Source organism: Caulobacter sp. ErkDOM-C (genome assembly GCF_048541825.1).
Classification (GTDB): domain Bacteria; phylum Pseudomonadota; class Alphaproteobacteria; order Caulobacterales; family Caulobacteraceae; genus Caulobacter.
The window spans coordinates 2,624,478-2,647,019 of the sequence record NZ_CP183332.1 but is presented as its reverse complement, the minus strand read 5'-3'; the positions used below and the strand labels follow the sequence as shown (position 1 = coordinate 2,647,019).

Here is a 22,542-nt window from a genome sequence, read left to right as displayed (position 1 = left end):
TCCATGAAAGAGACCAAACACGCCCCGGCCTCGCCGGGCGCGATGATGCATGAGGTGCTGGCCGCGTTCGAGGCCTTCAAGGCCGCCAACGACCAGCGTCTGGCCGCCATCGAAACCAAGCGGGCCGACGTGCTGCTGGAGGAAAAGGTCAGCCGCATCGACGAGGCCGTTTCGCGGGCTCAGGACCGCCTGGACCGCGTGCTGGCCGACAGCCGCAGGCCGTCCCTGGCCGGTGACGCGCCGCTGGCGCATGTCGACGAGCGCAAGGCCGCCTTCGACCGCTACATCAAGACCGGCGAGACCCCCGCTCTGCTGCTGGAAGCCAAGGGCCTGTCGGCGGGCGTGGCCACGGCCGGCGGCTATGTCGCCCCGCCCGAACTGGAGCGGTCGATCCTGCGTCGCCTGGCGGCGACCAGCCCCATGCGAGAAATCTGCCAGGTGCGCACCATCAGCGCCGGCACGTTCCGCAAGCCGGTGTCGCCCGCCGGCCTGGCCGCCGCCTGGGTGGCCGAGACCGCCGCGCGCCCCGAGACCACGGCCCCTACGCTCGACGTGATCGATTTCCCGGCCGGCGAGCTCTATGCCAGCCCGGCCGCCACCCAGGCCCTGCTGGACGACGCCTATGTCAGCATCGACGAGTGGCTGGCCGAGGAGGTGCAGGACGCCTTCGCCGCCCAGGAGACCACGGCCTTCATCAGCGGCGACGGCGTCAACAAGCCCAAGGGCCTGCTGGCCTACACCGCCGCGCCGGACGCGTCGTACAGCTGGGGCCAGATGGGCTACCTCGCCACGGGCGTCGCCGGCGGTTTCGCGGCCGCCAATCCCACCGACAAGCTGATCGACCTGATCTACGCGACCAAATCCCAGTACCGCCAGAACGGCCGCTTCGTGATGAACCGCCGCACGGTCAGCGTCGTGCGCAAGTTCAAGGACGCCCAGGGCAACTATATCTGGAACGCGGCCCTGCAGCCGGGCCAGTCGGCCAGCCTGCTCGGCTATCCGGTCACCGAGATCGAGGCCATGCCCGATGTGGCCGCCAATAGCCTGTCGCTGGCGTTCGGCGACTTCGAAAAAGGCTATCTGATCACCGACCGCGCCGGCGTGCGGGTGCTGCGCGACCCCTATTCGGCCAAGCCGCACGTGCTGTTCTACACCACCAAGCGCGTCGGCGGCGGGGTGCAGAACTTCGATGCGGTCAAGCTGCTGAAGTTCGCGGTGAGCTAGGTTTTCCTTCTCCCCTTGCGGGAGAAGGTGGCCTGCGAAGCAGGTCGGATGAGGGGTCTCTGTGACCTGTCCGATCTGCTTCGCGATCACCTGAAAGACCGCGCGACCCCTCATCCGTCGCCTCACGGCGACACCTTCTCCCGCAAGGGGAGAAGGACAAGTCGAGACCCCCAACATGCCCCAATCTCTCACCCTGGCCGAGGCCCGGGCGTTTCTGCGCGCGTCCGACGCCTCGGAGGACGCCACGATCACCCTGCTGATCGACGCCGCCGAGGCTCGTGTCGCCGCCGCCACCGGCCTGACCCTGTCCCCCGCCAGCCCGGCGCCCCTGCGGCTGGCGATCCTGACCCTGGTCGCCCACGCCCATGCGCACCGCGAAACCGGCGAGCCCTCGCTGGCCCTGGTCGAGCCGTGGCTGGCCCCTTATCGAAAGGCTCGCCTGTGAGCGATCAAGCCCTGGCCGACGGCCTCGTCGTCGCCCTCAAGGCCGCGCCGGCCATCACCGCCATCCTTGGCCAGCGGATCTATGCCCGCGCCCCCCGCGTGCCGACCTATCCCTGCCTGGCCGTCAGCCGCACCGAGAGCCGCATCGTCGAGGGCGAGGTGGTCGAACACCTGCTGACCCTGACCTGCGTCTCGAAATTCGGCGGGCCGGAGGAGGCCAGAGCCGTGGTCGCCGCCGTCCGCGCTGTGATCCACGACGCCCGCCCGACCATCGTCGGCCGACGGCTGGTCAATCTGCGCGTGGCCTATGCCGACGTCTTCCCCGCCGCCGACCGCGAGCTGACCCTCGGCATCGTGCGCGTGCGAGCAGTGACCGAACCCCTCTAGTCCTACGGAGCCCACCCATGGCCGCTCAAGCCGGCAAGGATATCCTGCTGAAGATCAGCGACGGGGCGCCCACCCCGACCTTCGTCACGGTCGCTGGCCTGAGGGCCCGGACCATCAGCCTCAACGCCCGCAGCATCGACACCACAGACAGCGACAGCACCGGCCGCTGGCGTGAACTGCTGGCCGGGGCCGGCGTGCGCTCGTGCGCCGTCTCGGGCGCGGGCGTGTTTCGCGACGCGGCCTCGGACGCCCAGGTGCGCCAGAGCTTCTTCGACCAGTCGGCGCGCACCTGGCGGCTGGTGATCCCTGACTTTGGCCAGCTGGAAGGGCCGTTCCTGGTCGCGGCCCTGGACTATGCCGGCGACCACGACGGCGAGGCGGCGTTCGCGCTGAGCCTGGCGTCGGCCGGCGCGGTGACGTTCACGGCGATCTGACAAGTCCTCCCCCTAATGGGGGAGGCGGCCCGAAGGGGCCGGAGGGGGAAGTCATCCCACGCCGGCCACTTCCCCCTCCGTCGGCTCCGCCGACCCCTCCCCCTTCAGGGGGAGGACTTGAAAGGCGCATCCCATGCCACCCCCAAACCCCGCCCGAGGCGAGGTCACCGTCCACCTGGCCGGCTTCCCGCGCCGCCTGTGCCTGACCCTGGGCGCGCTGGCCCGCATCGAAGGGGCGCTGAACCTCACCGACTGGCGCGAGTTGCCGGCCCGGATGGAGACCCTGTCGGCTCGTGAACTGCTGGCCGTGCTGGCCGCCCTGATCGAGGGCGAGCCGGTTGACCTCGACGCCGTGACGATCCCCGAAGCCGTCGCCGCCGTGGCCGCTGCCCTGGCGGCGTCAGCATGACCCGCTGGCCCGAGGCCCTGCGGCTGGCTGTCCGGCTGAATATCCCGCCGCAAGCCTTCTGGCGGCTGTCCCTGCGCGAATGGCGGATGCTGACCGCTGCGCCCGACGCGCCGGTCCTGACCCGTCCGTCCCTGGACGCCCTGATCGCCCGCTTTCCCGATGAGGAGACCCCGCCATGAGCGGTTTCGACACCGACGGCCTGTCGTCCGTCCCCGCCCGCGCGGCCGAGGCCGCCGCCGCGCTGGAGGCCCTGAAAGCTCCGGCCCAGCGCGCCGCCTCGTCCATCGAGGAGGCTTTCGCCCGGGCGGGCTCCAGCTTGGCCAGGTCTCTGGCCCAGGCGGCCGCCGACGGCGAGATCTCGCTGGCCGAACTGGCGCGCGCGGTGATCGGCGCGGCCGGGGCGGCGATGAAGGGTGGCGGTCTGGCGGAGGCGGTGTCCGGCGTCTTTGCCGGCGGGCGGGCTGATGGCGGCCCGGTCACGGCGGGCGGGGCCTATCTGGTCGGCGAGCGCGGGCCCGAGGTGTTTCGGCCGTCCGCCGCAGGCTCGGTCGAGCCGCTGGGCGGCGGTGGCGTGTCGGTGACGGTCAATGTGCAGGGCGGCGACGCGGCGGGTCTTGCGCGGTCGGATGCTCAGCTGGCCCAGGCTTTGGCGCGGGCGGTGAGTTTGGGGGCGAGGGGGCTATGAAGAACCCTTCCCCCTCGATGGGGGAAGGGCAGGGTTGGGGGTGATGCGGCGGCGGATTTCACGCAAGCCGAGCCCGCTTCCGACGTGGCGTCACCCCCATCCCCGACCCTTCCCCCATCAAAGGGGGAAGGGGGTTTTCCTAGATCGCCACCGCCGTCGTCGGCGCCAGGCCGTACTTGTTGTCGCCGGGCTGGCCGGTGCTGAAGCCGACCCACAGGGTGAAGGCCAGCCACACCGCGAAGGCGACGAACAGCGAGATGAAGAAGCCGCCCAGAGCGGCGATCGCCGCCAGGTCGGGCTCGCCGTTGCCGATGGCCGCCAGGGCCGCCGAGACGCCGATCGAGATGGCCGAGCCGAACACCAGGATCGGGCCGAACACCCAGGGCAGAACCTGCCACCAGCCGGTCTGACCCATGTCGTGCAGGCGCTTGGTGTGGATGCAGATCGAGCACCAGATCGAGGCCAGCGACAGCGCCCAACCAAAGAACGGCACCCAGCCGGCCACGACGTTGGCGCCCAGCAGGCACAGCCAGCCGATCCAGAACGCCTGACGGCCGATGCGGCCTTCGGCCGAGAAAAACAGGTTCTTCCAGTCCATGACGGTCTCCAGTTCCAAAACGCGATAGCCGAAAGTGGAAGCCGGTTTCGCCGGCCATCGCGCTTCAGGTGTTGCCTCATACGTACGGTCTGGGCGCCCGCGCAAGAAGTGAAAAGCGGGTCATGACGCAGACTTAATCGCGGTCTGCTCCCTCCGCGCCTTCGGCACTCTTCTCCCGCAGGGCAAGGCAAACGCCTGGGAACACGTCTCTACAAAGGCTGTCATCCCGAACAAGGCCGGCGATAGCCGGGCGCAGATCCGGGACCGCCGGAAGCGCTGAGCTCAGGCGTCGGTCCCGGATCTGCGCGCTGCGCGCTCGGGCCAAGGCTGGGGCGGGATGACAACCGTCTTTGGCCTTGAGCCCTGTCTACGGCGCCGGCCAAACCCAAACCACACCCCAAACCCCAGGAGCCGCCATGAGCGCCTTCCACGATATCCGCCTGCCCGCGCGGCTGGCGTTCGGCTGCACGGGCGGCGTCGAGCGGCGCACCGAGGTGGTGACCCTCGCCTCGGGCCACGAGCGCCGCTCCAGCCCGTGGGCCCAGGGGCGCCGCCGCTATCTGATCGCCACCGCCGCCCGGCCGCTGGACGAGGCGGCCCAGCTGGTCGCCTTCTTCGAGGCCCGGCGTGGACGGCTGCACGGGTTCCGCTTCCGTGACCCCAGTGACTTCAAGTCGTGCGTTCCGTCGGCCCAGCCGGCGGCGACCGACCAGGCCATCGGAACCGGCGACGGGACGCGCAAGACCTTCCAGCTGACCAAGGCCTATGGCGGCGGCGCCGAGGTCGCGACGCGCACGATCGCCAAGCCGGTGGCCGGCACGGTGAAGGTCGCGGTCGCCGGCGTCGCCCTGGCCCCGGCCGCCTTCGCGGTCGACCTGGCCACTGGACTCGTCACCCTGGTCACCGCGCCCGCCGTTGGCGCGGCGGTGAGCGCCGGGTTCGAGTTCGACACCCCGGTGCGTTTCGACATCGACCGGCTGGACCTGCAGATGGAAGGCTTCGCCGCCGCGCGGATCGCCGCCTGTCCGCTGGTCGAGGTGCGGGCCTGATGCGCGCCGTTCCCGCCGAACTGGCCGCTCGCCTCGACAGCGGCGCGGCCAGCCTGTGCCATGCCTGGATCCTGACCCGCGGCGACGGCGTGGTGCTGGGCTTCACCGATCATGACCGCGATCTGCCGGTCGAGGGCGTGACCTGTCGCGCCGCCACCGGCTGGACCGCCGGGGCCCACGAGACCGCCGCCGGTTTCGCGCCGGGCCTTTCGGCTGCGCTGGGCGCTCTGGACGACAGCGCGGTCACGGCCCCGGACATTGAGGCGGGGCTCTATGACGGCGCGTCGGTAGCCTGCCTGCGCGTGGACTGGAGCCGGCCCGACCTGCTGGTGCGCCTGTGGACCGCGCGCATCGCCAGACTTCGCCGCGAGGGCGAGGCCTTCACCGCCGAGCTGGAAGGTCCGCTGGCCGCCCTCGACCGGGTGGCAGGTCGCACTTTCGGCCGGTTGTGCGACGCGGTGTTCGGCGATGCGCGCTGCGGGGTGTCGGCGGCGCCGGGCGTCAGCTGCGACAAGCGCTGGCGGACCTGCGTCGACAGCTTCGCCAATGGCGTCAACTTTCGGGGCTTTCCGGCCATGCCGGGCGAGGACTTCCTGACGCTGTATCCGTCCGAGGGCGAGCGGCATGACGGGGGCCGGCGGTGAGGTGCGCTGTTCTAAGTCCTCCCCCTAGCGGGGGAGGTGTCGGCCCGTTCGGGCCGACGGAGGGGGAAGTGCTGCTCAAGCCGTGCGGTCTTCCCCCACCGGCCCCCGATCAAGTCGGGGACCGCCTCCCCCTTCAGGGGGAGGACTTTGTTATCACCCTCGTCCGCCAGTGGCTGGGCACCCCCTACCGCCACCAGGCCAGCCTGCGCGGCGTGGGTTGCGACTGCCTGGGCCTGGTCCGGGGGGTCTGGCGCGCCCTGCATGGCGAGGAGCCGCAAACCCCGCCGCCCTATCGGCCTGACTGGGCCGAACTGGGCGAGCGCGAGATCCTGCTGGAGGCGCTGGGTCGCTGGCTGGTCCCGCTGTCCCCAGCGAACGCCAGCCCCGGCGACGTGCTTGTCTTCCGCATGGAGCCCGGCGCGATGGCCAAGCACTGCGCGATCCTGTCGGCTGAAGACCGCATGATCCACGCCTACTGGGGTCGCGCCTGCGTCGAAAGCTGGCTGGGGCGATGGTGGCGTGAGCGGCTGGTGGCGGCGTTTCGGTTTCCGGAGCCAGATCCCTCTCCCCTTGCGGGAGAGGGTGAGCCGCGCCAGCGGCTCGGGTGAGGGGTCGCACGGCGTGACCGCCGTGACGCCCGCTGAGGCCGCGCGCCAAGCTTGCAGAACGATCGACCCCTCATCCGGCGCTGCGCGCCACCTTCTCCCGCAAGGGCAGAAGGAAAAATCCAAGGAGCCCCCTAGATGGCCCAGGTGATCCTCTCCTCCGTCGGCGCGGCCCTGGGCGGACCCGTCGGCGGTTTCGTCGGCGCGATGCTGGGCCGGGCGGCCGACAATGCGGTGCTCAGCGCGCTGTCGCCGGCCCGCCAAATGGGGCCGCGCATTCCCGAACTGCGCGTCACCGGCGCCGCCGAGGGTGCGGCGATCCCGTGTGTGTTCGGGCGCGGCCGGGTGGGCGGCCACATCCTCTGGGCCGCCCGTTTCCGCGAGAAGCGGATTGAGGGCCGGGTCGGCGGCAGCAAGGGCCAGAAGACCACAAGCTATGCCTACAGCCTGTCGTTCGCCGTGGCGGTGGGCGAGGGGGCCATCGACGGGATCGGCCGGGTCTGGGCCGACGGCAAGGTGATGGACATGGCCGGGGTGACGATGCGCCTGCATCGCGGAACCGAGGACCAGGCGCCCGACCCGCTGATCGAGGCGGTCGAAGGCGCGGCGCCGGCCTATCGGGGGCTGGCCTATGTGGTGTTCGAAGACCTGCCGCTGGAGGCGTTCGGAAACCGTGCGCCGCAGCTGTCGTTCGAGGTTTTTCGCCGGCCGGGCTCGCCCACGGGTCTGGAGGCGCGGCTGAAGGGGGTGTGCCTGCTCCCCGGGGCGGGCGAGTTCGTCTATGCCACTGACGCCGTGCTGCGCCGCGATGGCATCACCCGCACCACGGCCGAGAACGTCAACAACGCCGAGGGCCGGCCGGATCTGGCGGTGTCGCTGGACCAGCTGCAGGCCCAGCTGCCGCAGGTGGATCATGTGACCCTGGTGGTCTCGTGGTTCGGGACCGACCTGCGCTGTGGGTCGTGCCAGATCAAGCCGGGGGTGGATCAGGCGTTCAAGGCGACGATCCCTTACGACTGGCGCGCGGGCGGCGTGGATCGCGGCGACGCTCACCTCATCTCGCTCCACGACGGCGGACCCGCCTATGGCGGCACCCCGTCGGACCGCTCGGTGCTGCAGGCCATCGCTGAGCTGAAGCGGCGCGGGCTGAAGGTGACGCTCTATCCGTTCGTGCTGATGGATGTGCCGGAGGGATCAAGCCTGCCGGATCCCTATGGCGGCGCCGCGCAGGGCGCCTATCCGTGGCGGGGGCGGATCACCTGCCATCCCGCGCCGGGTCAGGCGGGCTCGCCGGACGGCGGGGCGACGGCGGCGTCGCAGGTCGTGGCCTTCTTTGGCGGGGCCACGCCGGCTCAGGTGGGCGAGAGCGAGGGCCTGCCCAGCTTCTCGGGGTCTGGCTGGGGCTTTCGGCGGATGATCCTGCACTATGCGCGGCTGGCCCAACTGGCCGGCGGCGTTGATGGTTTCCTGATCGGCTCGGAGCTGCGCGGCCTGACCACGGTGCTCGGCGCAGGCGGGGCCTATCCGGCCGTGAGCGCGCTCAGGACGCTCGCGACCGATGTGCGCGGCATGGTCGGGGCGGGGACCCAGCTCGGCTACGCCGCCGACTGGAGCGAGTATTTCGGCCATCAGCCGGGCGGCGGCCATGCGGTGTTTCACCTCGATCCGCTGTGGGCCGACCCGGCGATCGATTTCGTGGGCGTCGACTTCTATCCGCCGGTCACCGACTGGCGCGAGGGTCAGGATCATCTGGATGCGGCGGCCGGCTTCGAAGGCCCGCATGACCCGGCCTATCTGCGCGCCCGCCTGACCGGCGGCGAGGGCCTTGACTGGTTTTATGCCAGCCAGACCGACCGCGACGCCCAGGTTCGCACGGCCATCACCGACGGCGCCCATGGCGAGGCCTGGATGTTCCGGCCCAAGGACCTGAAGAGCTGGTGGTCACAACCTCATCATGATCGCCCCGCCGGGGTGCGCTCGGCGACGCCCACGGCCTGGGTTCCGCGCTCCAAGCCCTTGCGCCTGACCGAGTTCGGCTGCCCCGCCGTCGACAAGGGGGCCAATGCGCCCAACCTGTTCATCGACCCCAAGAGCGCCGAGAGCCATCTGCCGCCCTATTCGACCGGCGCCCGTGACGAGTTTGGCCAAAGGCGGATGCTGGAGGCCGTGCTGGACTGGATCGCCGACCCGGCCGCCAATCCGGTCTCGCCCATCTACGGCGGGCCGATGATCGAGGCGGCCAGCGCCTGGTGCTGGGACGCCCGGCCGTTCCCGGACTTCCCGGCCCGCGACCATGTCTGGAGCGACGGTCCCAACTGGCCGCTGGGCCACTGGTTGAACGGCCGCGCCGGCGTGGCGCCGCTGGCCGAGCTGGTCGCGGCCCTGGGTGCGCGGGCCGATGTCGTGCTCGATCCGGGCGAGGCCAGCGGGGCGGTGGTGGGCTATGTGGTCGACCGGCCGATGCGGCTGCGCGACGCCCTGGCGCCGCTGACTGCCGCCTTCGGCCTCGACGCCGTCGAGCGGGGCGGAGAGGCGCGGCTGATCGCGCACAGCGGCCTGGCCACTGCCGCGCTCGACGAGGCCGACCTCGCCTGGCCCGAGGATCGCCCCGCCGCCGCGACCACCAGCCGGACGCTGGTCGAACCGGCCCAGGCCCTGCGCCTGCGCTTCATCGACGCCGGCCGCGACTACCAGACCGGGGCCCTGATCGTTCGCCGCGAGGACGGGCAGGGGACGGCCGACGCCGACGCGCCGATCGTCATGGCGCCGGCCGAGGCGGAACTGGCCGGCCGCCGGATGCTGAACGGCTCGGCGTCGGCGCGGCGCGAGACCGTCGTCCACCTTTCGCCCCTGGCCGCCCTGCGGCTGGAAGCCGGCGACCGCGTGACCTTCGCCGGCGAGACCTGGCGCGTGGCGCGGGTGGATCTGGACGAACACCCGCGCGCTACGCTGGCCCCGGTTCCCGTCGGGTCGGAGCTGGACGGTCGCATCGACTGGACGCCGGCCCCGCCGCGAGAACCTGTGGGTCCGCCGGCGTTGCGGGTGCTGGACCTGCCGGCCAGCAGCGATGACGCCCGGCCGCTGGTCGCCGCCGCCGCCGAACCGTGGCGGCCGTTCGACATCCATGCCGGCGGTGATCTGGACACCCTGAAGGTCCGCGCCCGCATCTCTGCGCCCGCCACCCTGGGCGAGACCATGACCGACCTGCCGCCCGCCTCGCCGCATCGGCTGGACCGCGGCGGCCGCCTGACCGTGCGACTGGAGGGCGCGACCCCGGCCAGCCGCACGCTGGCGGCCGTGCTGGCCGGCGACAACGCCCTGGCGGTTCTGGCGCCCTCGGGCGCGTGGGAGGTGATCGGCTTCACCACGGCGCAGATCGTCGCCGAAGACGTCTGGACCCTGTCGGGTCTGCTGCGTGGCCAGCGCGATGGGGTGGCCAGTGAGGTGGCCCTCCCGGCCGGCGCGCCAGTGGTCCTGCTGGATGAAGCGTTCGTCCGGCTGGAGGTCGCGCCGTTCGAACGTGGGGCGCCGCTGATCGTGCGCGCCGCGCCGGCCGGTGGTCCGCCTTCGGGGCCGGCGATGAGCGAGGTCGGCCTGACCTGGCGCGGCCGGGCCCTGCGTCCGCTGGCCCCGGCCCATCTGCGCGTGCGGGTCTCGGGCGGCGACCGCCTCGTCAGCTGGATCCGTCGCGACCGGCTGGGCGGCGATGTCTGGGAGGGCGAGGTTCCGCTCAGCGAAGCCGTCCAGGCCTGGCGCCTGCGGGTGCTGAACGGCGCAGTTGTGGTCCGCGAGGTGGAATTGACCGCGCCGGCCTTCGTCCACACCGCCGCCATGCGGGTCGCCGATCTCGCGGCTGGATCGGCCGGAGCGCTGACCGTCGAGGTGGCTCAGAGCTCGGCCAGCCTCGGCTGGGGCGCGCCGACGACAAGGTTGCTGTGATAATAATGCAACATTGCGCTTGTGCGCCGCCGCGAAAGGCCTAAGTGAGGGCGGACTGATCCAATCACTCTCGAGGACCTTCCTTGGCGCGCGACCCCTATCAGGAACTTGGCGTTTCCCGCACCGCGACGACGGACGAGATCCGCAAGGCGTTCCGCAAGCTCGCCAAGCAGTTCCACCCCGACGCCAATCCGGGCAACAAGGCTGCCGAGGACCGCTTCAAGCAGATCAGCGCCGCCTTCGATATTGTGGGCGACGCGGTCAAGAAGAAGAAGTTCGACGCCGGCGAGATCGATGCCGACGGTCGCGAGATCGCGCGCGGCTTTGGCGGCGCAGGCGGCAGTCCGTTCGGGGCCGGCGGCTTCAATCGCGGCGGCTTCCAGTCGCGCGGCGGTGGCGGCGGTGATGGTCCCGAGATCGACCTTGGCGATCTGTTCGGCGACATCCTAGGGCGCGGCGCGCGCAGCGGCTCGGCCGGCGGGTTCGGCGGCGCAGGCGGCGGCGGTTTCGCGCCGCGTGGCGCCGATGTTCGGGCCCGGCTGGACATCGACCTGGAAGAAGCTATTCGCGGCGGCAAGAAGCGCGTCGCCTTCTCGGACGGCCGCACCATCGACGTCACCATCCCGCCCGGGGCCCAGGAAGGCCAGACCCTGCGCCTCAAGGGCCAGGGCAGTCCGGGTCGCGGCGGCCAGGGCGACGCCCTGATCGAACTGGCCATCAAGCCGCACGCCATCTATCGCCGCGAGGGCGAGACCCTGGTCATGGACCTGCCGATCTCGGTGCCCGACGCGGTGCTGGGCGGCAAGATCGAGGCGCCCACCCCCGACGGCGCCGTCATGCTGGCCGTGCCGAAAAACTCCAACAGCGGCGCGACCCTGCGCCTGAAGGGCCGGGGCCTGGTCGATGCCAAGGGCAAGCGCGGCGACCTGCTGGCCCGCTTGGTGGTGACCCTGCCCGACGAGCCCGACAGCGATCTGGAAAAGTTCGCCCAGGCCTGGCGGGAGCAGAAGCCGTATTCGCCCAAGCGGAAATAGGCCAACGCCCTTAGCGGGAAGCGCTTGACCGGCAGACCCTGGCGCTGAACAAAGCCGTCCAGGGCAAGGCCGGGCTCGATTTGCCGCATGGCGGCGTCCATCCGTGACAGAACGCCACACGCCCTGCATAAGCTGTCTGTTCAGTCTCCATTCAGCCACCGTCCCTTACATCTGAGCGCATGAAACCGATCCGCGCCCTTCTCGTCGTCGCCGCGCTTGCCGCCACCCTTCCGGGTTCGGCGTCGGCGCAACGTCGCCCGGATTCGCTGGGGGCTGACTGGCGCGCCCAGTCGGACCAGGCGCGGGGCGGCGTGCAGTCGGGTCGTTTGGTGCCGTTGTCGCGGGTGATCGAGCAGATCAGCCGCCGCACGCCGGGCCGGGTGCTGGACGCCGGGCTTGAGGGGCGCAACTATCGGGTCCGGTGGGCCACCACCGACGGCCGCCGCATTGACTTCATCGTCGACGCCGAGACCGGCCAGATCCTCAGCGCCAACTAAAGGTTCTGCTTCCATGCGTATCCTGCTCGTCGAGGACGATCCCGACCTGTCGCGCCAGCTGAAGCTGGCCCTCGGCGACGCCGGCTATGCCGTCGACCACGCTGGCGACGGCGAGGAAGCCCAGTTCCTGGGCGAGACCGAGCCCTATGACGCGGTGATCCTGGATCTGGGCCTGCCCAAGGTGGACGGGGTTTCGGTGCTGGAGCGCTGGCGGCGGGGCAATGTCGCCACGCCGGTGCTGATCCTCACCGCCCGCGCCGCCTGGAGCGACAAGGTCGCCGGCTTCGACGCCGGGGCCGACGACTATCTGGCCAAGCCGTTCCATACCGAAGAGCTGCTGGCCCGCCTGCGCGCCCTGCTGCGCCGCTCGGCCGGCCATGCCGCGCCCAGCCTGTCCTGCGGCGCCCTGCGGCTGGACCCGCGCGCCGCCCGAGCCAGCGTCAATGGCGAGCCTTTGCGCCTGACCTCGCTGGAATACCGCCTGCTGCACTACATGATCATGCACCAGGGTCGGGTGATCGGCCGCACCGAGCTGGTCGAGCACCTGTACGACCAGGACTTCGACCGCGACTCCAACACCATCGAGGTGTTCATCGGCCGCCTGCGCAAGAAGCTAGGCAGCGACCGTATCGAGACGGTGCGTGGCCTGGGCTATCGCCTGACCGCCCTGGAGGGCGAGGCGACCGAGTGACGTCCGGGCCGAGGCTTAAGCGGTGATGGACCTGCGCCGACCTTCGCTGGTTCGTCGGCTGGTGCTGCTGGCTGTCATCTGGAACGCGGTGGTGCTGATCGTGGCGGGCGTGTTCCTGACCGCCCAGTTCCGCGACGCCGCCATCCGTCGCTTCGACCAGTCGCTGGCCGTGCTGACCGACGATCTGTATGCTGGCTCCACGGTCGAGGACGGCGTGCTCAAGGCGCCGTTCCTGACCGACATCCGCGCCACCCGCACCTATTCCGGCCGCTACTGGACCATTTCACGACGTGCGCCTGACGGGTCCCTCAAGGTGGTCGAGCGCTCGCGCTCGCTGTTCGACACCGACCTGATGGTGGCGTCCCGGCAGGTGGACCTGCTGGACGCGGCGCCGGGCAAGACCCTGTACTTCGACATGCGCGGGCCCCAGGACAAGCCGCTGCGCGCCGCCGCCATCCTGACCCGGTTGCCGGGCTATGCCGACCCGGTGGTGTTCATCGCCGCCGAGGATCGCTCGCCGATCGACGCCGACGCCGACCGCCTTGGCCGCATCACCGCCCTGGCCCTGCTGCTGCTGGGCGGCGGTCTGATCCTGGCGGTGGTGGTGCAGGTGAGGGTCGGCCTGGCCCCGCTGTTCCAGCTGCGCCGCGAGGTCGCCTCGGTGCGACGCGGCCGGGCCGAGCGCCTGACCCGCACCTATCCCGAGGAACTGGAGCCTCTGGCCGTCGAACTGAACGCCCTGCTGGCCCACAACCAGGAAGTGGTCGAGCGTCAGCGCACCCATGTCGGCAACCTGGCCCACGCCCTGAAGACCCCGCTTTCGGTGATGATCACCGAAGCCAGCCAGCAGCCTGGCTCGCTGGCCGAGGTGGTGTCACGACAGGCCGACGTAATGCGCGATCAGGTCGACCACCATCTGCGCCGGGCCCGCGCCGCCGCCCGTTCCCAGACCAGCGGCGAGCGCACGCCGATCGAACCGATCCTGGACGAGCTGGCGGTGACGCTGGAGCGGATCTTCCAGGACAAGTCGGACGGACAGGGCGTCGAGATCGACTGGCGCTGCCCTGAAGACCTGTGCTTCCAGGGCGAGAAGCAGGACCTGATGGAGCTGGCCGGCAACGTCATGGAAAACGCCGGCAAATGGTGCAAGGCCCGAATCCGCGTGGTCGCAGCGCCCACCAGCCCCGACCGCTGGACCCTGGTGGTCGAGGACGACGGCCCCGGCCTGCCGCCGGAACGCTGGGTCGATGCGCTCAAGCGCGGGCAACGCATGGACGAGCATACGCCGGGCTCGGGCCTGGGTCTTTCTATCGTCGACGAGCTGGCCAGAGCCTACGGCGGCTCTGTAACGCTCGGGGAATCGTCGATGGGCGGTTTGAGCGTCCGCCTGGACCTTCCCAGGTCGGAAGCCTAGCGACAAGCTGTCGCAGGGGTTGTGTTTAACGGCCCTTTGTCGCCGTCGCTAAACCTCTGGCGCCTTTGATCTTTCCCCGATCCGCAGATGTGTGGAAATCGCTGACTTTTTTGACGGGTTTGGGAAAGTCTTAACCTCGTTGCCAACATGGTTGACGCTGTCGGTCTTTTCGATCCGGCGGGGGATCATGGCCGCAATCGCTGCGCACAAATTGCAGATCGTTCGGATGTTGGTGGAAACCGCGCCTGACTCTGCCCTGCGCAGCCTGGAACTGGCCCTGGCCAGCGTCGGCAACGTGGGCGGGCTGGCGCAGGTGCGCGGGCTGGTCGAGGACGAAACCACCGACCGATTCGTTCGCAATAACATCCTGGCTCCGATCGTGCCGATGTGCGCGGTGCGCGGCCCCGGCCAGATCAGCTTTCCGCCGCGAGTCCTGCCGTTCCTCTGGAAGGCGCTGAAGACCATCGCGCCGCGGCGCGTCGAAGAGGCTGCGGCCAAGTGCAATCCGTGGGATCTGGAGCAGGGCGCGCCAGAAGTCTTCGATGAGTTGTGCGGTCTTGCCGCGCGCGGTCTGCGCGACGCCGAACAGGATGCGTTCGACGCGACCCGCGGTCTTGGCGTGACCGACGAACTGATCAACTGTCTGGAGATTGGCCACATCGTCCGGACTGCCCTGCCCAAGCTGTCCGAATGGGTCAGCCGGATGAGCGACGAGCGCGCCGCCGCCGCGCGTCTGGCCTATCGCGACGCCTGCGTCGTCCGCGAGGATTCCGGGGCCCGGATGTTTGACATGCTGGCCGCACATCTGCCCGACGACTGGCGGATCCTGCGGGTGATCTCGGCGGTTATGGATCGGCCCAATGACCGCTATCTGGCCGCGTCGGAAGTCAGCTCGTTTGGCGAGCGCGTGCTGGCCGAAATCGACACGTCGATCAACCTGATCCGCGACTTCGATCTCGACAAGGGCGAGAAGCTGGCCCGCGAGGCCGCCCTGGCCGCCCAGCAGGTCGCACTGCAGATCACCGAGTTCGAGCAGTCGGTGAACATCGCCAAGGACGGTCCGTGGGGCCGCAGGCTGAGCAAGTACAAGCAGCAGATCGCCCAGGCCGTCGAGCTGCGGATGAGCGCGGCCGACAAGGAGCTGAGCGAGGCCCTGCCCACCAAGCCGATCTCGATCCTGGGCAAGAAGGGCGGCAAGGGCGTGGCCAAGCTGACCTCGCCGCCGGACGAGGCGCTGGTGCGTCGCGCAACGGCCATCCTGGTCTTTATCGAACACCTGCGGCCCTGCGCGGCCCAGAGCGGCTATGGCGCGACGCGCACCCAGGCCCTTGAGAAGCTCAACAAACGTCTCGATCAGTATATCGAGGACGTGCTTTACGCGGCGCGCACCGGCGAGGGCGGCGATCCGGTCGTGGCCCAGCAGTATCTCGACGTCGCCGCCGCTTTTATCGCCCATACCCGCGACGACAAGACCGCCGAAATCGTCCGTCGCCGGGCCGCTGCCGCGATCGCGGCCTGATCGGTCCCTTAAGCGCTTTTTTCGCTAACGGCGGCGCGCATTCCCGGCTAACAGGCGACGTATGATCGCTTTCTGGATCTCGGCGGCCGGGCTGTCGGCTGCGGCCGGGGCCTTGATATTGCGCGGCGCTGCGCGCGCCGGCGCGGCCGAAGGCGTCTCCACCGACCTGGACGCCCACAAACGCCAGCTTGGCGAGATTGATCGGCTGGCCGAAGGCGGCCTGCTGGATGCTGCCGAGCGCAAGGCCGCGCGGGCAGAGGCTGGCCGTCGCCTGCTGGCCGCCGCCGACAGTGCCGAGACCTGGACCCCCGACGGGCGAGGATCGCGCCGCCTGGCCGTGACCGCCGCCGCTGTCGCGCCGCTGCTGGCCGTGGCGGTCTATGGGGTCATCGGTTCGCCCGGCTTTTCCGATCAGCCCTACGCCAGGCGGGTGGCGGAGTGGCGCGCCACCGACCCGGCCCTGCTGGATCCGCCGCGTATCGCCGCCGTGCTGGAGACCCTCGCCGCCCAGCGCCCCAACGACGCCGAACCGCTCAAGCACCTGGCCCTGGCCCGCACCGCCTCGGGCGATCTGGCCGGCGCCGAACAGGCCCTGCGCCGCGCCGTGCGCCTGGCCCCCGGCCGCGCCGACCTTTGGACCGGGCTGGGTGAGACCTTCGTGGCCGAGGCGAACGGGGATGTCGGCCCCGACGCCAGGCTGGCTTTCCGCGAAGCCCTCAAGATCGACCCCACCAGCCTGTCGGCCCGCTACCATCTGGGCCGGGGCCGGATCAGCGACGGTGACGTGGCCGGCGGCCTGGCCGACTGGCGCGCCCTGGCCGCCAGCCTGCCCGCCAATGATCCGCGTCGCGGGCCGATGAACCGCGAGATCGCCAAGGTCGAGGCGGCTGGTGGCATTCCCGCCCCGGAAGCCGCGCCGCAAGACAGCGCCCAGGTCCAAGGCATGATCGCCGGCATGGTCGAGGGCCTGGCCACGCGTTTGAAGACCTCGCCCGACGACCCCGATGGCTGGGTGCGGCTGGTGCGGGCCTATGCCGTGCTGGGCGACACCGCCAAGCGCGACGCGGCCCTGGCCTCGGCCAGCCAGCGCTATGCCGACCAGCCCAAGGTCCTGGCGGCCCTGCGTCAGGCGGCTCAGACGCCGCCGCAACCGAAGACTGCTCCATGAGTTTCTGGCCGAAATCCCGCAAGGCGCGCCGTCGCCTGACCATCCTGCTGGCCATCGCGCCGGTGCTGGCGCTTGCCGTCGGCCTGGCGCTGTACGGCATGCGCGACGCCATCTCGCTGTTCTACACGCCTGCCCAGGCGCAAGAGGCCAAGGTCCCGGCTGGCCGCAAGGTCCAGCTGGGCGGCCTGGTTCAGGCCGGCAGCGTGGTCAAGCACCCCGGCGGCGACGTTGAATTCGTGGTGGCTGACCACAAGGCGACCGCCCTGGTGAAGTTCCACGGCGACCTGCCCGACCTGTTCCGCGAAGGCCAGGGGATCGTGGCGCAGGGGACGTTCGACGAGAGCGGCGTCTTCATCGCCAAGCAGGTCCTGGCCAAGCACGACGAGCGCTACATGCCGCGCGAAGTGTCCAAGGCCCTGAAAGAGCAGGGCGAATGGCGCGGCGAGGGCTCCGGCCCGCCGGCCCATGAGGGCAAGGCCGCCCCATGATCGTTGAACTGGGCGCCTTCGCCCTCATCCTGGCCCTGATCCTGTCGGTCGCGCAGACCGGCCTGTCGGCCGTCGCCGGCGTCCGACGCGCGCCGATGCTGGCCGGGGCCGGTCGCGGCGCGGCCCTGGCGGCGTTCGGGGCGACGGCCATCACCTTTGCCTGCCTGGTCTGGGCCTTTGTGACCTCCGACTTTTCGGTCGCCAACGTGGCGGCCAACTCGCACACGGCCAAGCCGCTGCTGTTCAAGGTGGCCGGCGCCTGGGGCAGCCATGAGGGCTCGATGCTGCTGTGGTGCCTGGTCCTGACCGGCTATGGCGCCGCCATGGCCCTGTTCGGCGCCAGCCTGCCGCCGCGCCTGCGGGCCTATGCGGTGGCGGTGCAGGGCGCGCTGGGCGTGATGTTCCTGGCCTATACCGTCTTCGCTTCCAACCCGCTGACCCGGCTTGGCGATGTGCCGATCGAAGGGCGTTCGCTCAATCCGCTCTTGCAGGACTGGGCGCTGGCTGTGCATCCGCCGTTCCTCTACGCCGGCTATGTCGGGTTCTCCGTGGTCTATAGTCTGGCCATGGCGGCCCTGATCGACGGCCGTGTGGATGCGGCCTGGGCGCGCTGGGTGCGACCCTGGACCCTGGCGGCCTGGAGCCTGCTGACCGTCGGCATCACGCTGGGCGCCTTCTGGGCCTATTATGAGCTGGGCTGGGGCGGCTGGTGGTTCTGGGATCCGGTCGAGAATGCCAGCTTCATGCCCTGGCTGATCGGCGCGGCCCTACTGCACTCGGCCATCGTCATGGAAAAGCGCGGCGCCTTGCCGGGCTGGACAGTGTTCCTGGCCCTGTCGGCCTTCACCTTCTCGATGCTGGGGGCCTTCCTGGTGCGCTCGGGCGTGCTGACCAGCGTCCACGCCTTCGCGGTCGACCCGGCTCGGGGCGTCCTGCTGCTGATCATGATGGGTATCGCAGCGGGGGCCGGGTTCCTGCTGTTTGCCCTGCGCGCGCCCGCCCTCAACTCCGGCGGCCTGTTCGCCCCGGTCAGCCGCGAGAGCGCCATCGTGCTCAACAACATCGTGCTGTCGACCGCCACGGCCACCGTGCTGCTGGGCACCCTGTATCCGCTGATCCGCGAGGCCATCGATGGCGAGGCGGTGTCGGTAGGCCCGCCCTTCTTCAACCTGACCTTTACGCCGCTGATGCTGCTGGCCCTGGCCATCCTGCCGGCCGGACCGCTGCTGGCCTGGAAGCGCGGCGACGCCTCGGCCGTGATGCGCCGTCTGTGGGTGGCCTTGGCGGCCGCCGCCCTGCTGGGCCTGGTCGCCTATGCCCTGGTCACCCCGCGCAAGGCCCTGGCCAGCGCCGGCGTCGCCCTGGGCTTCTGGCTGATCGGCGGGGCGCTGGTCGAGCTGGCCGAGCGCCTGAAAGTCCTGCGCGCCCCGATCGCCGAGGTCTGGCGGCGCGCCGTCGGCCTGCCGCGCGGGGCCTGGGGCACGACCCTGGCCCATGCCGGCATGGGCGTCTTTGTGCTGGGGGCTTCGTTCGAGACCGCCTGGCGGGTCGAGCAGGCCCAGGCCCTGAGCCTGAACCAGTCGTTCAAGCTGGGCGCCTATGAGCTGACCCTGACCGATGTCGGCACGGTCGAGGGCCCCAACTATCTGGCCGAACGTGGCTTGGTGCGGATCACTGACGCCTCTGGCCGCGTGGTCTGCAAGGCGCAGCCCGAACGTCGCTTCTATCCCACCGGCGGACAGACCACTTCCGAGGTCCATATCTGCCCCAAGGGGCTGGACGATCTCTATATCGTGCTGGGTGAGCGCCGGGCCGGGGAGGGCGGCAAGCCCGCCTGGCTGGTGCGCGCCTACGTCAATCCGTGGGTGCGGCTGATCTTCCTGGGGCCGCTTCTGATGGCGATCGGCGGCGCGGTGTCGCTGTCGGACCGCCGGCTGCGGCTGGGCGTCGGGCGCAAGGCGTCTGAGGCCCGGGCATGAAGGTGCTGCGGACGCTGATCGTCGCCCTGGCCGCGGTCGCGTGCATGGCCGCCGCGTCCGAGCCGAACGAGCGCCTGCCCGACCCGGCGCAGGAGGCCCGCGCCCGGGTGCTGTTCCGTGAAGTGCGCTGCCTGGTCTGCCAGAACGAGTCGATCGACGATTCCCAGGCCGACCTCGCCGGCGACCTGCGGCGAATCGTCCGACAGGAGATCGCCAAGGGGCGCAGCGACCGCGAGGTTCGCGCCTTTCTGGTGGCGCGCTATGGCGAGTTCGTTCTGCTCAAGCCGCCGTTTTCGCCGGGCAATCTCGCGCTATGGCTAGCGCCGTTGGGGGTTTTGGTTGTCGGCGGCGGGCTTATGGCGACGCTTCTGCGTCGGCGGCGCGAAGACGGCGCGGTCGAGCCGGATGAGGCCGACGGCCTGTCTTCCGAAGAGGAAGCGCGGCTTGCGGCCCTGCTTGAAGACAAAGGCCACGATTGCGCCGAAAAGACCCCGCAAGAAGCACCTCCGGCGTGACGCAAAGATAATTCGAGAACCATTGCGCGTTACGCCATCACGACTAGGTTCTTCTGCGAAGCACGTTTTCGGCGCCGGGCGTCGAGGGCGAACAGGTCCCGGCGCTCTGCGCCGTGGGTGAGGAAAGACAAGAGATGACCGCTAGGAAGTCGGGTTTCATTGTGGGCGCCGTTGCTGGCGCGGGCGTCGCCGCCGCCGCTCTGGCGGGCATGGGCATGCGGATGGGTACGGCCGGTGCGGCCGAGGTCCCGGCCGCGATCCGTGTCTCCACGGCCGCCGCCCCGTCTTTCGCGCCGCCGCCCGGCGCCCCGATGTCGTTCGCCGACATCTTCGAGAAGGTTTCCCCGGCCGTCGTCCAGATTGACGTGATCTCCAAGGCCAGCCCCTCGCGCGGCCTGCGCATCCCGGGCCTGGAAGGCTTCGACATCGTGCCGCGCGGTCAGAAGCCGGGCGCCGAAGGTGAAGACGACACCCCCGCCGCGCCCAAGCAGCAGTCCTCGGGTTCGGGATTCTTCATCTCGGCCGACGGCTACATCGTCACCAACAACCACGTTGTCGCCGACGCGGACGAGATCAATGTCGTCATGAAGGACGGCCGCCAACTGAAGGCCACCGTGGTCGGTCGCGATGAAGGCACCGACCTGGCTGTGATCCGGGTCACCGATCCCAAGGCCAAGGGCGCGGCCTTCCCCTATGTCGATTTCGAGAACCAGGCCAAGCCGCGCGTCGGCGACTGGGTCATCACCATCGGCAACCCCTTCGGCCTGGGCGGCACCGCCACGGCCGGCATCATCTCGGCCTATAACCGCGACCTGGGCGATAGCTCGTCTCGCTTCGTCGACTACATCCAGATCGACGCGCCGATCAACCGGGGCAATTCCGGCGGTCCCAGCTTCGACATCTTCGGCCGCGTGATCGGCGTCAACACGGCGATCTTCTCGCCGACGGGCGGCTCGGTCGGCATCGGCTTCGCCATTCCGGCCGACGTGGCCGAGTCCACCGCCAGGCAACTGATCGCCGGCGGCAAGGTCGTGCGCGGCTATATCGGCGCCAACATCCAGGACTTCTCCACAGAGATGGCTGAAGCCCAGGGCATCCCTGACGTGAAGGGCGCCATCATCGCCGAGCTGGTTGCCGGCGCGCCTGCCGCCAAGGCCGGCCTGATGCCCGAAGACATCGTCACCGCCGTCAATGGCGTCAACGTCAAGAGCGGCTCGGAACTGACCCGCGAAGTGGCCAAGGCCAAGCCGGGCGACTCCATCCGCCTGTCGATCCTGCGCGGCGGCAAGCCCCGCACGGTCGAGGTCAAGTCCGGCGTTCGCCCGGCCGAGGACGCCCTGGGGGCCAATGACAACGACAAAGAGGACGGCGGCGCGCCAGCCTCGCCCGACAAGCCCCAGAGCCAGAAGTTCGAGGCTCTGGGCCTGACCCTTGCCCCGCTCGATACGACAGCGCGGGCAACCTACAAGATCGCGCCCGAAGTGCGCGGTGTGCTGATCGCCGGCGTCAAGGCCGACTCCGACGCGGGCGAGAAGGGCCTTGTGAAGGGCGACGTCCTGTCCAGCGTCAACGGCGTGGCGGTCAACTCCACCGGCGAAGTGGCTGAGGCGATCTCGGCGGCCCAGAAGGGCGGCCGCACCAGCGTGTTGGCCAAGGTGGTCCGCCAGGGCCGCCCGGTCTTCGTGCCGCTGAAGATCGCGCCCTAGATCGGCCCAGCTCCTCTCCCCTTGCGGGATGGGGCTTGAGGTTCAAATGCATTGTCGTCCCGGGAACAGGTCCCGGGACGACAACAAAAGCGGCCTGGGAATGCCAGGCTCTGTGCCAGCATCTAGCCATCAGCCTCCTATGCGGCGCCGCCCTGAAGGGTGCGCATCTAACCGCCTCTGGCGCGCTCTGACATTTCAGCCTACCTATCAGGCTCAACCCTGACGGAGCCTCGCCGGTGTCTTCTCTTCCTGCCAAGGACGCCCGGTCGCGGTTGCTTGTGCTCGACGTCTGCTCATCGTCGGGACTGGAGGACTGGTCGCCCGATCTTCAGAAGGCCAAGGTCTATGAGCGGATCCTGCTGGACCTGATCCTGGGCGAACTGGCCCCCGGCGCGCGGCTGGACGAGCAGTCGCTGGCGGCGCGCTATGAGGCGGGCCTGGCCGGCGTGCGCGACGCTCTCGGCCGGCTCGCCCTGGAAGGTCTGGTCATTCGGCGCGCCCGCTCCGGTACGCTTGTGGCGCCCCTGGATCTGGTGGAGCTGCGCCAGGGCTATGAGGCCCGGGCCTTGATCGAGCCGCACTGCGCGGGCCTAGCCGCTCGGCACGCTTCAAAGGCTGAGGCCCAGGCGATCTTCGACGCCTTCGAGGGCGGGGAAGAGGCCGCGCGCAACCGCGATCTGCCCCTGCTGGTCGCCATGGACCAGCGCTTCCACGCCGCCGTGGCCCGGGCCAGCCAGAACCTGTCCCTGGCCCGCATCCTGATTCCCCTGCAGCACAAGGCCGCCCGCTTCTGGGTGTTCTCGTTCAACGGCGCGACCGAGGCCGAACTGCTGGCTGACATTGAACAGCACCGCGACGTGGCCAGGGTCATCGCCAGCGGCGATGTCGAGGGCGCGCGGGCGGCGATGATGCGGGTACTGAACGTCACGCCCGAGGCGGTGCAACGCCCGTCGGTCGAGGCCTGATCCACCGCATTGATACAGAGCAAGCTCAGGTTCGAACTGTGAGGCTTTGGCGCAACAGTATCCTGAAAATTCCAGCTGAAATGTCAGAAGGCATTTTGACCAAAGCAACGCCAACCACCAGATGATGGATGTTGCTGCTTGGGTCTTC

At 70.1% G+C, this 22,542-nt stretch carries 23 protein-coding genes; 22 read left to right on the top strand and 1 reads right to left on the bottom strand.

What is annotated here, in order from left to right:
* The first annotated feature begins 3 nt into the window (after positions 1 to 3).
* From ACN2C8_RS12850 to ACN2C8_RS12820, 7 genes are all read left to right on the top strand, one after another.
* Positions 4 to 1,224: a phage major capsid protein gene (locus ACN2C8_RS12850; protein ID WP_419252150.1), complete on the top strand. Its 1,221-nt coding sequence runs from the start codon at positions 4 to 6 to the stop codon at positions 1,222 to 1,224.
* A gap of 175 nt (positions 1,225 to 1,399) precedes the next feature.
* Positions 1,400 to 1,669, top strand: a complete 270-nt coding sequence (locus tag ACN2C8_RS12845; protein ID WP_419252149.1) for a head-tail connector protein — start codon at positions 1,400 to 1,402, stop codon at positions 1,667 to 1,669.
* A complete protein-coding gene (locus ACN2C8_RS12840; protein WP_419252148.1) occupies positions 1,666 to 2,055 on the top strand; it encodes a DUF3168 domain-containing protein in 390 nt (129 codons plus the stop codon). The genes ACN2C8_RS12845 and ACN2C8_RS12840 overlap by 4 nt, the downstream gene beginning before the upstream one ends.
* A 17-nt stretch (positions 2,056 to 2,072) precedes the next feature.
* The gene (locus ACN2C8_RS12835; RefSeq protein ID WP_419252147.1) at positions 2,073 to 2,489 is read left to right on the top strand and encodes a phage major tail protein, TP901-1 family; all 417 of its coding nucleotides are present in this window, start codon (positions 2,073 to 2,075) and stop codon (positions 2,487 to 2,489) included.
* A gap of 133 nt (positions 2,490 to 2,622) precedes the next feature.
* Positions 2,623 to 2,898 carry a GTA-gp10 family protein gene (locus ACN2C8_RS12830; RefSeq protein ID WP_419252146.1) on the top strand — a complete coding sequence of 92 codons (276 nt, stop codon included), beginning with the start codon at positions 2,623 to 2,625 and terminating at the stop codon, positions 2,896 to 2,898.
* Entirely contained in the window at positions 2,895 to 3,077 is a 183-nt protein-coding gene (locus tag ACN2C8_RS12825; RefSeq protein WP_419252145.1) for a phage tail assembly chaperone, read from the top strand. Before ACN2C8_RS12830 ends, ACN2C8_RS12825 begins: the two co-directional genes overlap by 4 nt.
* Complete coding sequence (locus ACN2C8_RS12820; RefSeq protein ID WP_419252144.1) at positions 3,074 to 3,583, top strand: phage tail tape measure protein; 510 nt, start codon at positions 3,074 to 3,076, stop codon at positions 3,581 to 3,583. Before ACN2C8_RS12825 ends, ACN2C8_RS12820 begins: the two co-directional genes overlap by 4 nt.
* Before the next feature lie 139 nt (positions 3,584 to 3,722).
* On the opposite strand, the gene ACN2C8_RS12815 is transcribed toward ACN2C8_RS12820, so the two are convergent.
* Positions 3,723 to 4,181, bottom strand: coding sequence for a DUF805 domain-containing protein (locus ACN2C8_RS12815; protein WP_419252143.1), 459 nt, complete (start codon positions 4,179 to 4,181; stop codon positions 3,723 to 3,725).
* A gap of 416 nt (positions 4,182 to 4,597) precedes the next feature.
* Here ACN2C8_RS12815 and ACN2C8_RS12810 point away from each other — a divergent pair, with 416 nt between their 5' ends.
* The 15 genes from ACN2C8_RS12810 (at position 4,598) to ACN2C8_RS12740 (ending at position 22,394) form a co-directional block, all read left to right on the top strand.
* Complete coding sequence (locus tag ACN2C8_RS12810) at positions 4,598 to 5,230, top strand: phage distal tail protein, Rcc01695 family (RefSeq protein ID WP_419252142.1); 633 nt, start codon at positions 4,598 to 4,600, stop codon at positions 5,228 to 5,230.
* On the top strand, positions 5,230 to 5,874 hold the full coding sequence (locus tag ACN2C8_RS12805) for a baseplate hub protein (RefSeq protein ID WP_419252141.1): 645 nt from the start codon (positions 5,230 to 5,232) through the stop codon (positions 5,872 to 5,874). The genes ACN2C8_RS12810 and ACN2C8_RS12805 overlap by 1 nt, the downstream gene beginning before the upstream one ends.
* Before the next feature lie 68 nt (positions 5,875 to 5,942).
* Positions 5,943 to 6,482 carry an NlpC/P60 family protein gene (locus tag ACN2C8_RS12800; protein ID WP_419252140.1) on the top strand — a complete coding sequence of 180 codons (540 nt, stop codon included), beginning with the start codon at positions 5,943 to 5,945 and terminating at the stop codon, positions 6,480 to 6,482.
* A 135-nt stretch (positions 6,483 to 6,617) separates the two neighbouring features.
* Positions 6,618 to 10,418 carry a baseplate multidomain protein megatron gene (locus tag ACN2C8_RS12795; protein ID WP_419252139.1) on the top strand — a complete coding sequence of 1,267 codons (3,801 nt, stop codon included), beginning with the start codon at positions 6,618 to 6,620 and terminating at the stop codon, positions 10,416 to 10,418.
* Between the two features lie 83 nt (positions 10,419 to 10,501).
* Positions 10,502 to 11,452, top strand: coding sequence for a DnaJ C-terminal domain-containing protein (locus tag ACN2C8_RS12790; RefSeq protein WP_419252138.1), 951 nt, complete (start codon positions 10,502 to 10,504; stop codon positions 11,450 to 11,452).
* Between the two features lie 179 nt (positions 11,453 to 11,631).
* The gene (locus ACN2C8_RS12785; protein WP_419252137.1) at positions 11,632 to 11,949 is read left to right on the top strand and encodes a PepSY domain-containing protein; all 318 of its coding nucleotides are present in this window, start codon (positions 11,632 to 11,634) and stop codon (positions 11,947 to 11,949) included.
* A gap of 13 nt (positions 11,950 to 11,962) precedes the next feature.
* Positions 11,963 to 12,640, top strand: coding sequence for a response regulator transcription factor (locus ACN2C8_RS12780; protein ID WP_419252136.1), 678 nt, complete (start codon positions 11,963 to 11,965; stop codon positions 12,638 to 12,640).
* A gap of 25 nt (positions 12,641 to 12,665) precedes the next feature.
* On the top strand, positions 12,666 to 14,054 hold the full coding sequence (locus ACN2C8_RS12775; protein WP_419252135.1) for an ATP-binding protein: 1,389 nt from the start codon (positions 12,666 to 12,668) through the stop codon (positions 14,052 to 14,054).
* Between the two features lie 187 nt (positions 14,055 to 14,241).
* Entirely contained in the window at positions 14,242 to 15,573 is a 1,332-nt protein-coding gene (locus tag ACN2C8_RS12770) for a hypothetical protein (protein ID WP_419252134.1), read from the top strand.
* A gap of 61 nt (positions 15,574 to 15,634) precedes the next feature.
* On the top strand, positions 15,635 to 16,741 hold the full coding sequence (ccmI, locus tag ACN2C8_RS12765) for a c-type cytochrome biogenesis protein CcmI (protein ID WP_419252133.1): 1,107 nt from the start codon (positions 15,635 to 15,637) through the stop codon (positions 16,739 to 16,741).
* Entirely contained in the window at positions 16,738 to 17,229 is a 492-nt protein-coding gene (gene ccmE / locus ACN2C8_RS12760; protein WP_419252132.1) for a cytochrome c maturation protein CcmE, read from the top strand. Before ccmI ends, ccmE begins: the two co-directional genes overlap by 4 nt.
* Positions 17,226 to 19,208: a heme lyase CcmF/NrfE family subunit gene (locus ACN2C8_RS12755; RefSeq protein ID WP_419252131.1), complete on the top strand. Its 1,983-nt coding sequence runs from the start codon at positions 17,226 to 17,228 to the stop codon at positions 19,206 to 19,208. The genes ccmE and ACN2C8_RS12755 overlap by 4 nt, the downstream gene beginning before the upstream one ends.
* Positions 19,205 to 19,723, top strand: a complete 519-nt coding sequence (locus tag ACN2C8_RS12750; RefSeq protein WP_419252130.1) for a cytochrome c-type biogenesis protein — start codon at positions 19,205 to 19,207, stop codon at positions 19,721 to 19,723. The genes ACN2C8_RS12755 and ACN2C8_RS12750 overlap by 4 nt, the downstream gene beginning before the upstream one ends.
* Positions 19,724 to 19,857: 134 nt before the next feature.
* Positions 19,858 to 21,429: a trypsin-like peptidase domain-containing protein gene (locus ACN2C8_RS12745; protein WP_419252129.1), complete on the top strand. Its 1,572-nt coding sequence runs from the start codon at positions 19,858 to 19,860 to the stop codon at positions 21,427 to 21,429.
* Between the two features lie 236 nt (positions 21,430 to 21,665).
* Positions 21,666 to 22,394, top strand: coding sequence for a GntR family transcriptional regulator (locus tag ACN2C8_RS12740; RefSeq protein WP_419252128.1), 729 nt, complete (start codon positions 21,666 to 21,668; stop codon positions 22,392 to 22,394).
* Positions 22,395 to 22,542: the final 148 nt, after the last annotated feature.

What these genes read in the sequence shown, in the direction of transcription:
- ACN2C8_RS12830 (WP_419252146.1), top strand. Translation starts at nt 2,623, where the DNA reads ATGCCACCCCCAAACCCCGCCCGAGGCGAGGTCACCGTCCACCTGGCC.
- ccmE (WP_419252132.1), top strand. Translation starts at nt 16,738, where the DNA reads ATGAGTTTCTGGCCGAAATCCCGCAAGGCGCGCCGTCGCCTGACCATC.
- ACN2C8_RS12785 (WP_419252137.1), top strand. Translation starts at nt 11,632, where the DNA reads ATGAAACCGATCCGCGCCCTTCTCGTCGTCGCCGCGCTTGCCGCCACC.
- ACN2C8_RS12755 (WP_419252131.1), top strand. Translation starts at nt 17,226, where the DNA reads ATGATCGTTGAACTGGGCGCCTTCGCCCTCATCCTGGCCCTGATCCTG.
- ACN2C8_RS12770 (WP_419252134.1), top strand. Translation starts at nt 14,242, where the DNA reads ATGGCCGCAATCGCTGCGCACAAATTGCAGATCGTTCGGATGTTGGTG.
- ACN2C8_RS12815 (WP_419252143.1), bottom strand. Translation starts at nt 4,181, where the DNA reads ATGGACTGGAAGAACCTGTTTTTCTCGGCCGAAGGCCGCATCGGCCGT.
- ACN2C8_RS12795 (WP_419252139.1), top strand. Translation starts at nt 6,618, where the DNA reads ATGGCCCAGGTGATCCTCTCCTCCGTCGGCGCGGCCCTGGGCGGACCC.
- ACN2C8_RS12750 (WP_419252130.1), top strand. Translation starts at nt 19,205, where the DNA reads ATGAAGGTGCTGCGGACGCTGATCGTCGCCCTGGCCGCGGTCGCGTGC.
- ACN2C8_RS12780 (WP_419252136.1), top strand. Translation starts at nt 11,963, where the DNA reads ATGCGTATCCTGCTCGTCGAGGACGATCCCGACCTGTCGCGCCAGCTG.
- ACN2C8_RS12835 (WP_419252147.1), top strand. Translation starts at nt 2,073, where the DNA reads ATGGCCGCTCAAGCCGGCAAGGATATCCTGCTGAAGATCAGCGACGGG.
- ACN2C8_RS12845 (WP_419252149.1), top strand. Translation starts at nt 1,400, where the DNA reads ATGCCCCAATCTCTCACCCTGGCCGAGGCCCGGGCGTTTCTGCGCGCG.
- ACN2C8_RS12745 (WP_419252129.1), top strand. Translation starts at nt 19,858, where the DNA reads ATGACCGCTAGGAAGTCGGGTTTCATTGTGGGCGCCGTTGCTGGCGCG.
- ACN2C8_RS12810 (WP_419252142.1), top strand. Translation starts at nt 4,598, where the DNA reads ATGAGCGCCTTCCACGATATCCGCCTGCCCGCGCGGCTGGCGTTCGGC.
- ccmI (WP_419252133.1), top strand. Translation starts at nt 15,635, where the DNA reads ATGATCGCTTTCTGGATCTCGGCGGCCGGGCTGTCGGCTGCGGCCGGG.
- ACN2C8_RS12775 (WP_419252135.1), top strand. Translation starts at nt 12,666, where the DNA reads ATGGACCTGCGCCGACCTTCGCTGGTTCGTCGGCTGGTGCTGCTGGCT.
- ACN2C8_RS12820 (WP_419252144.1), top strand. Translation starts at nt 3,074, where the DNA reads ATGAGCGGTTTCGACACCGACGGCCTGTCGTCCGTCCCCGCCCGCGCG.
- ACN2C8_RS12805 (WP_419252141.1), top strand. Translation starts at nt 5,230, where the DNA reads ATGCGCGCCGTTCCCGCCGAACTGGCCGCTCGCCTCGACAGCGGCGCG.
- ACN2C8_RS12850 (WP_419252150.1), top strand. Translation starts at nt 4, where the DNA reads ATGAAAGAGACCAAACACGCCCCGGCCTCGCCGGGCGCGATGATGCAT.
- ACN2C8_RS12825 (WP_419252145.1), top strand. Translation starts at nt 2,895, where the DNA reads ATGACCCGCTGGCCCGAGGCCCTGCGGCTGGCTGTCCGGCTGAATATC.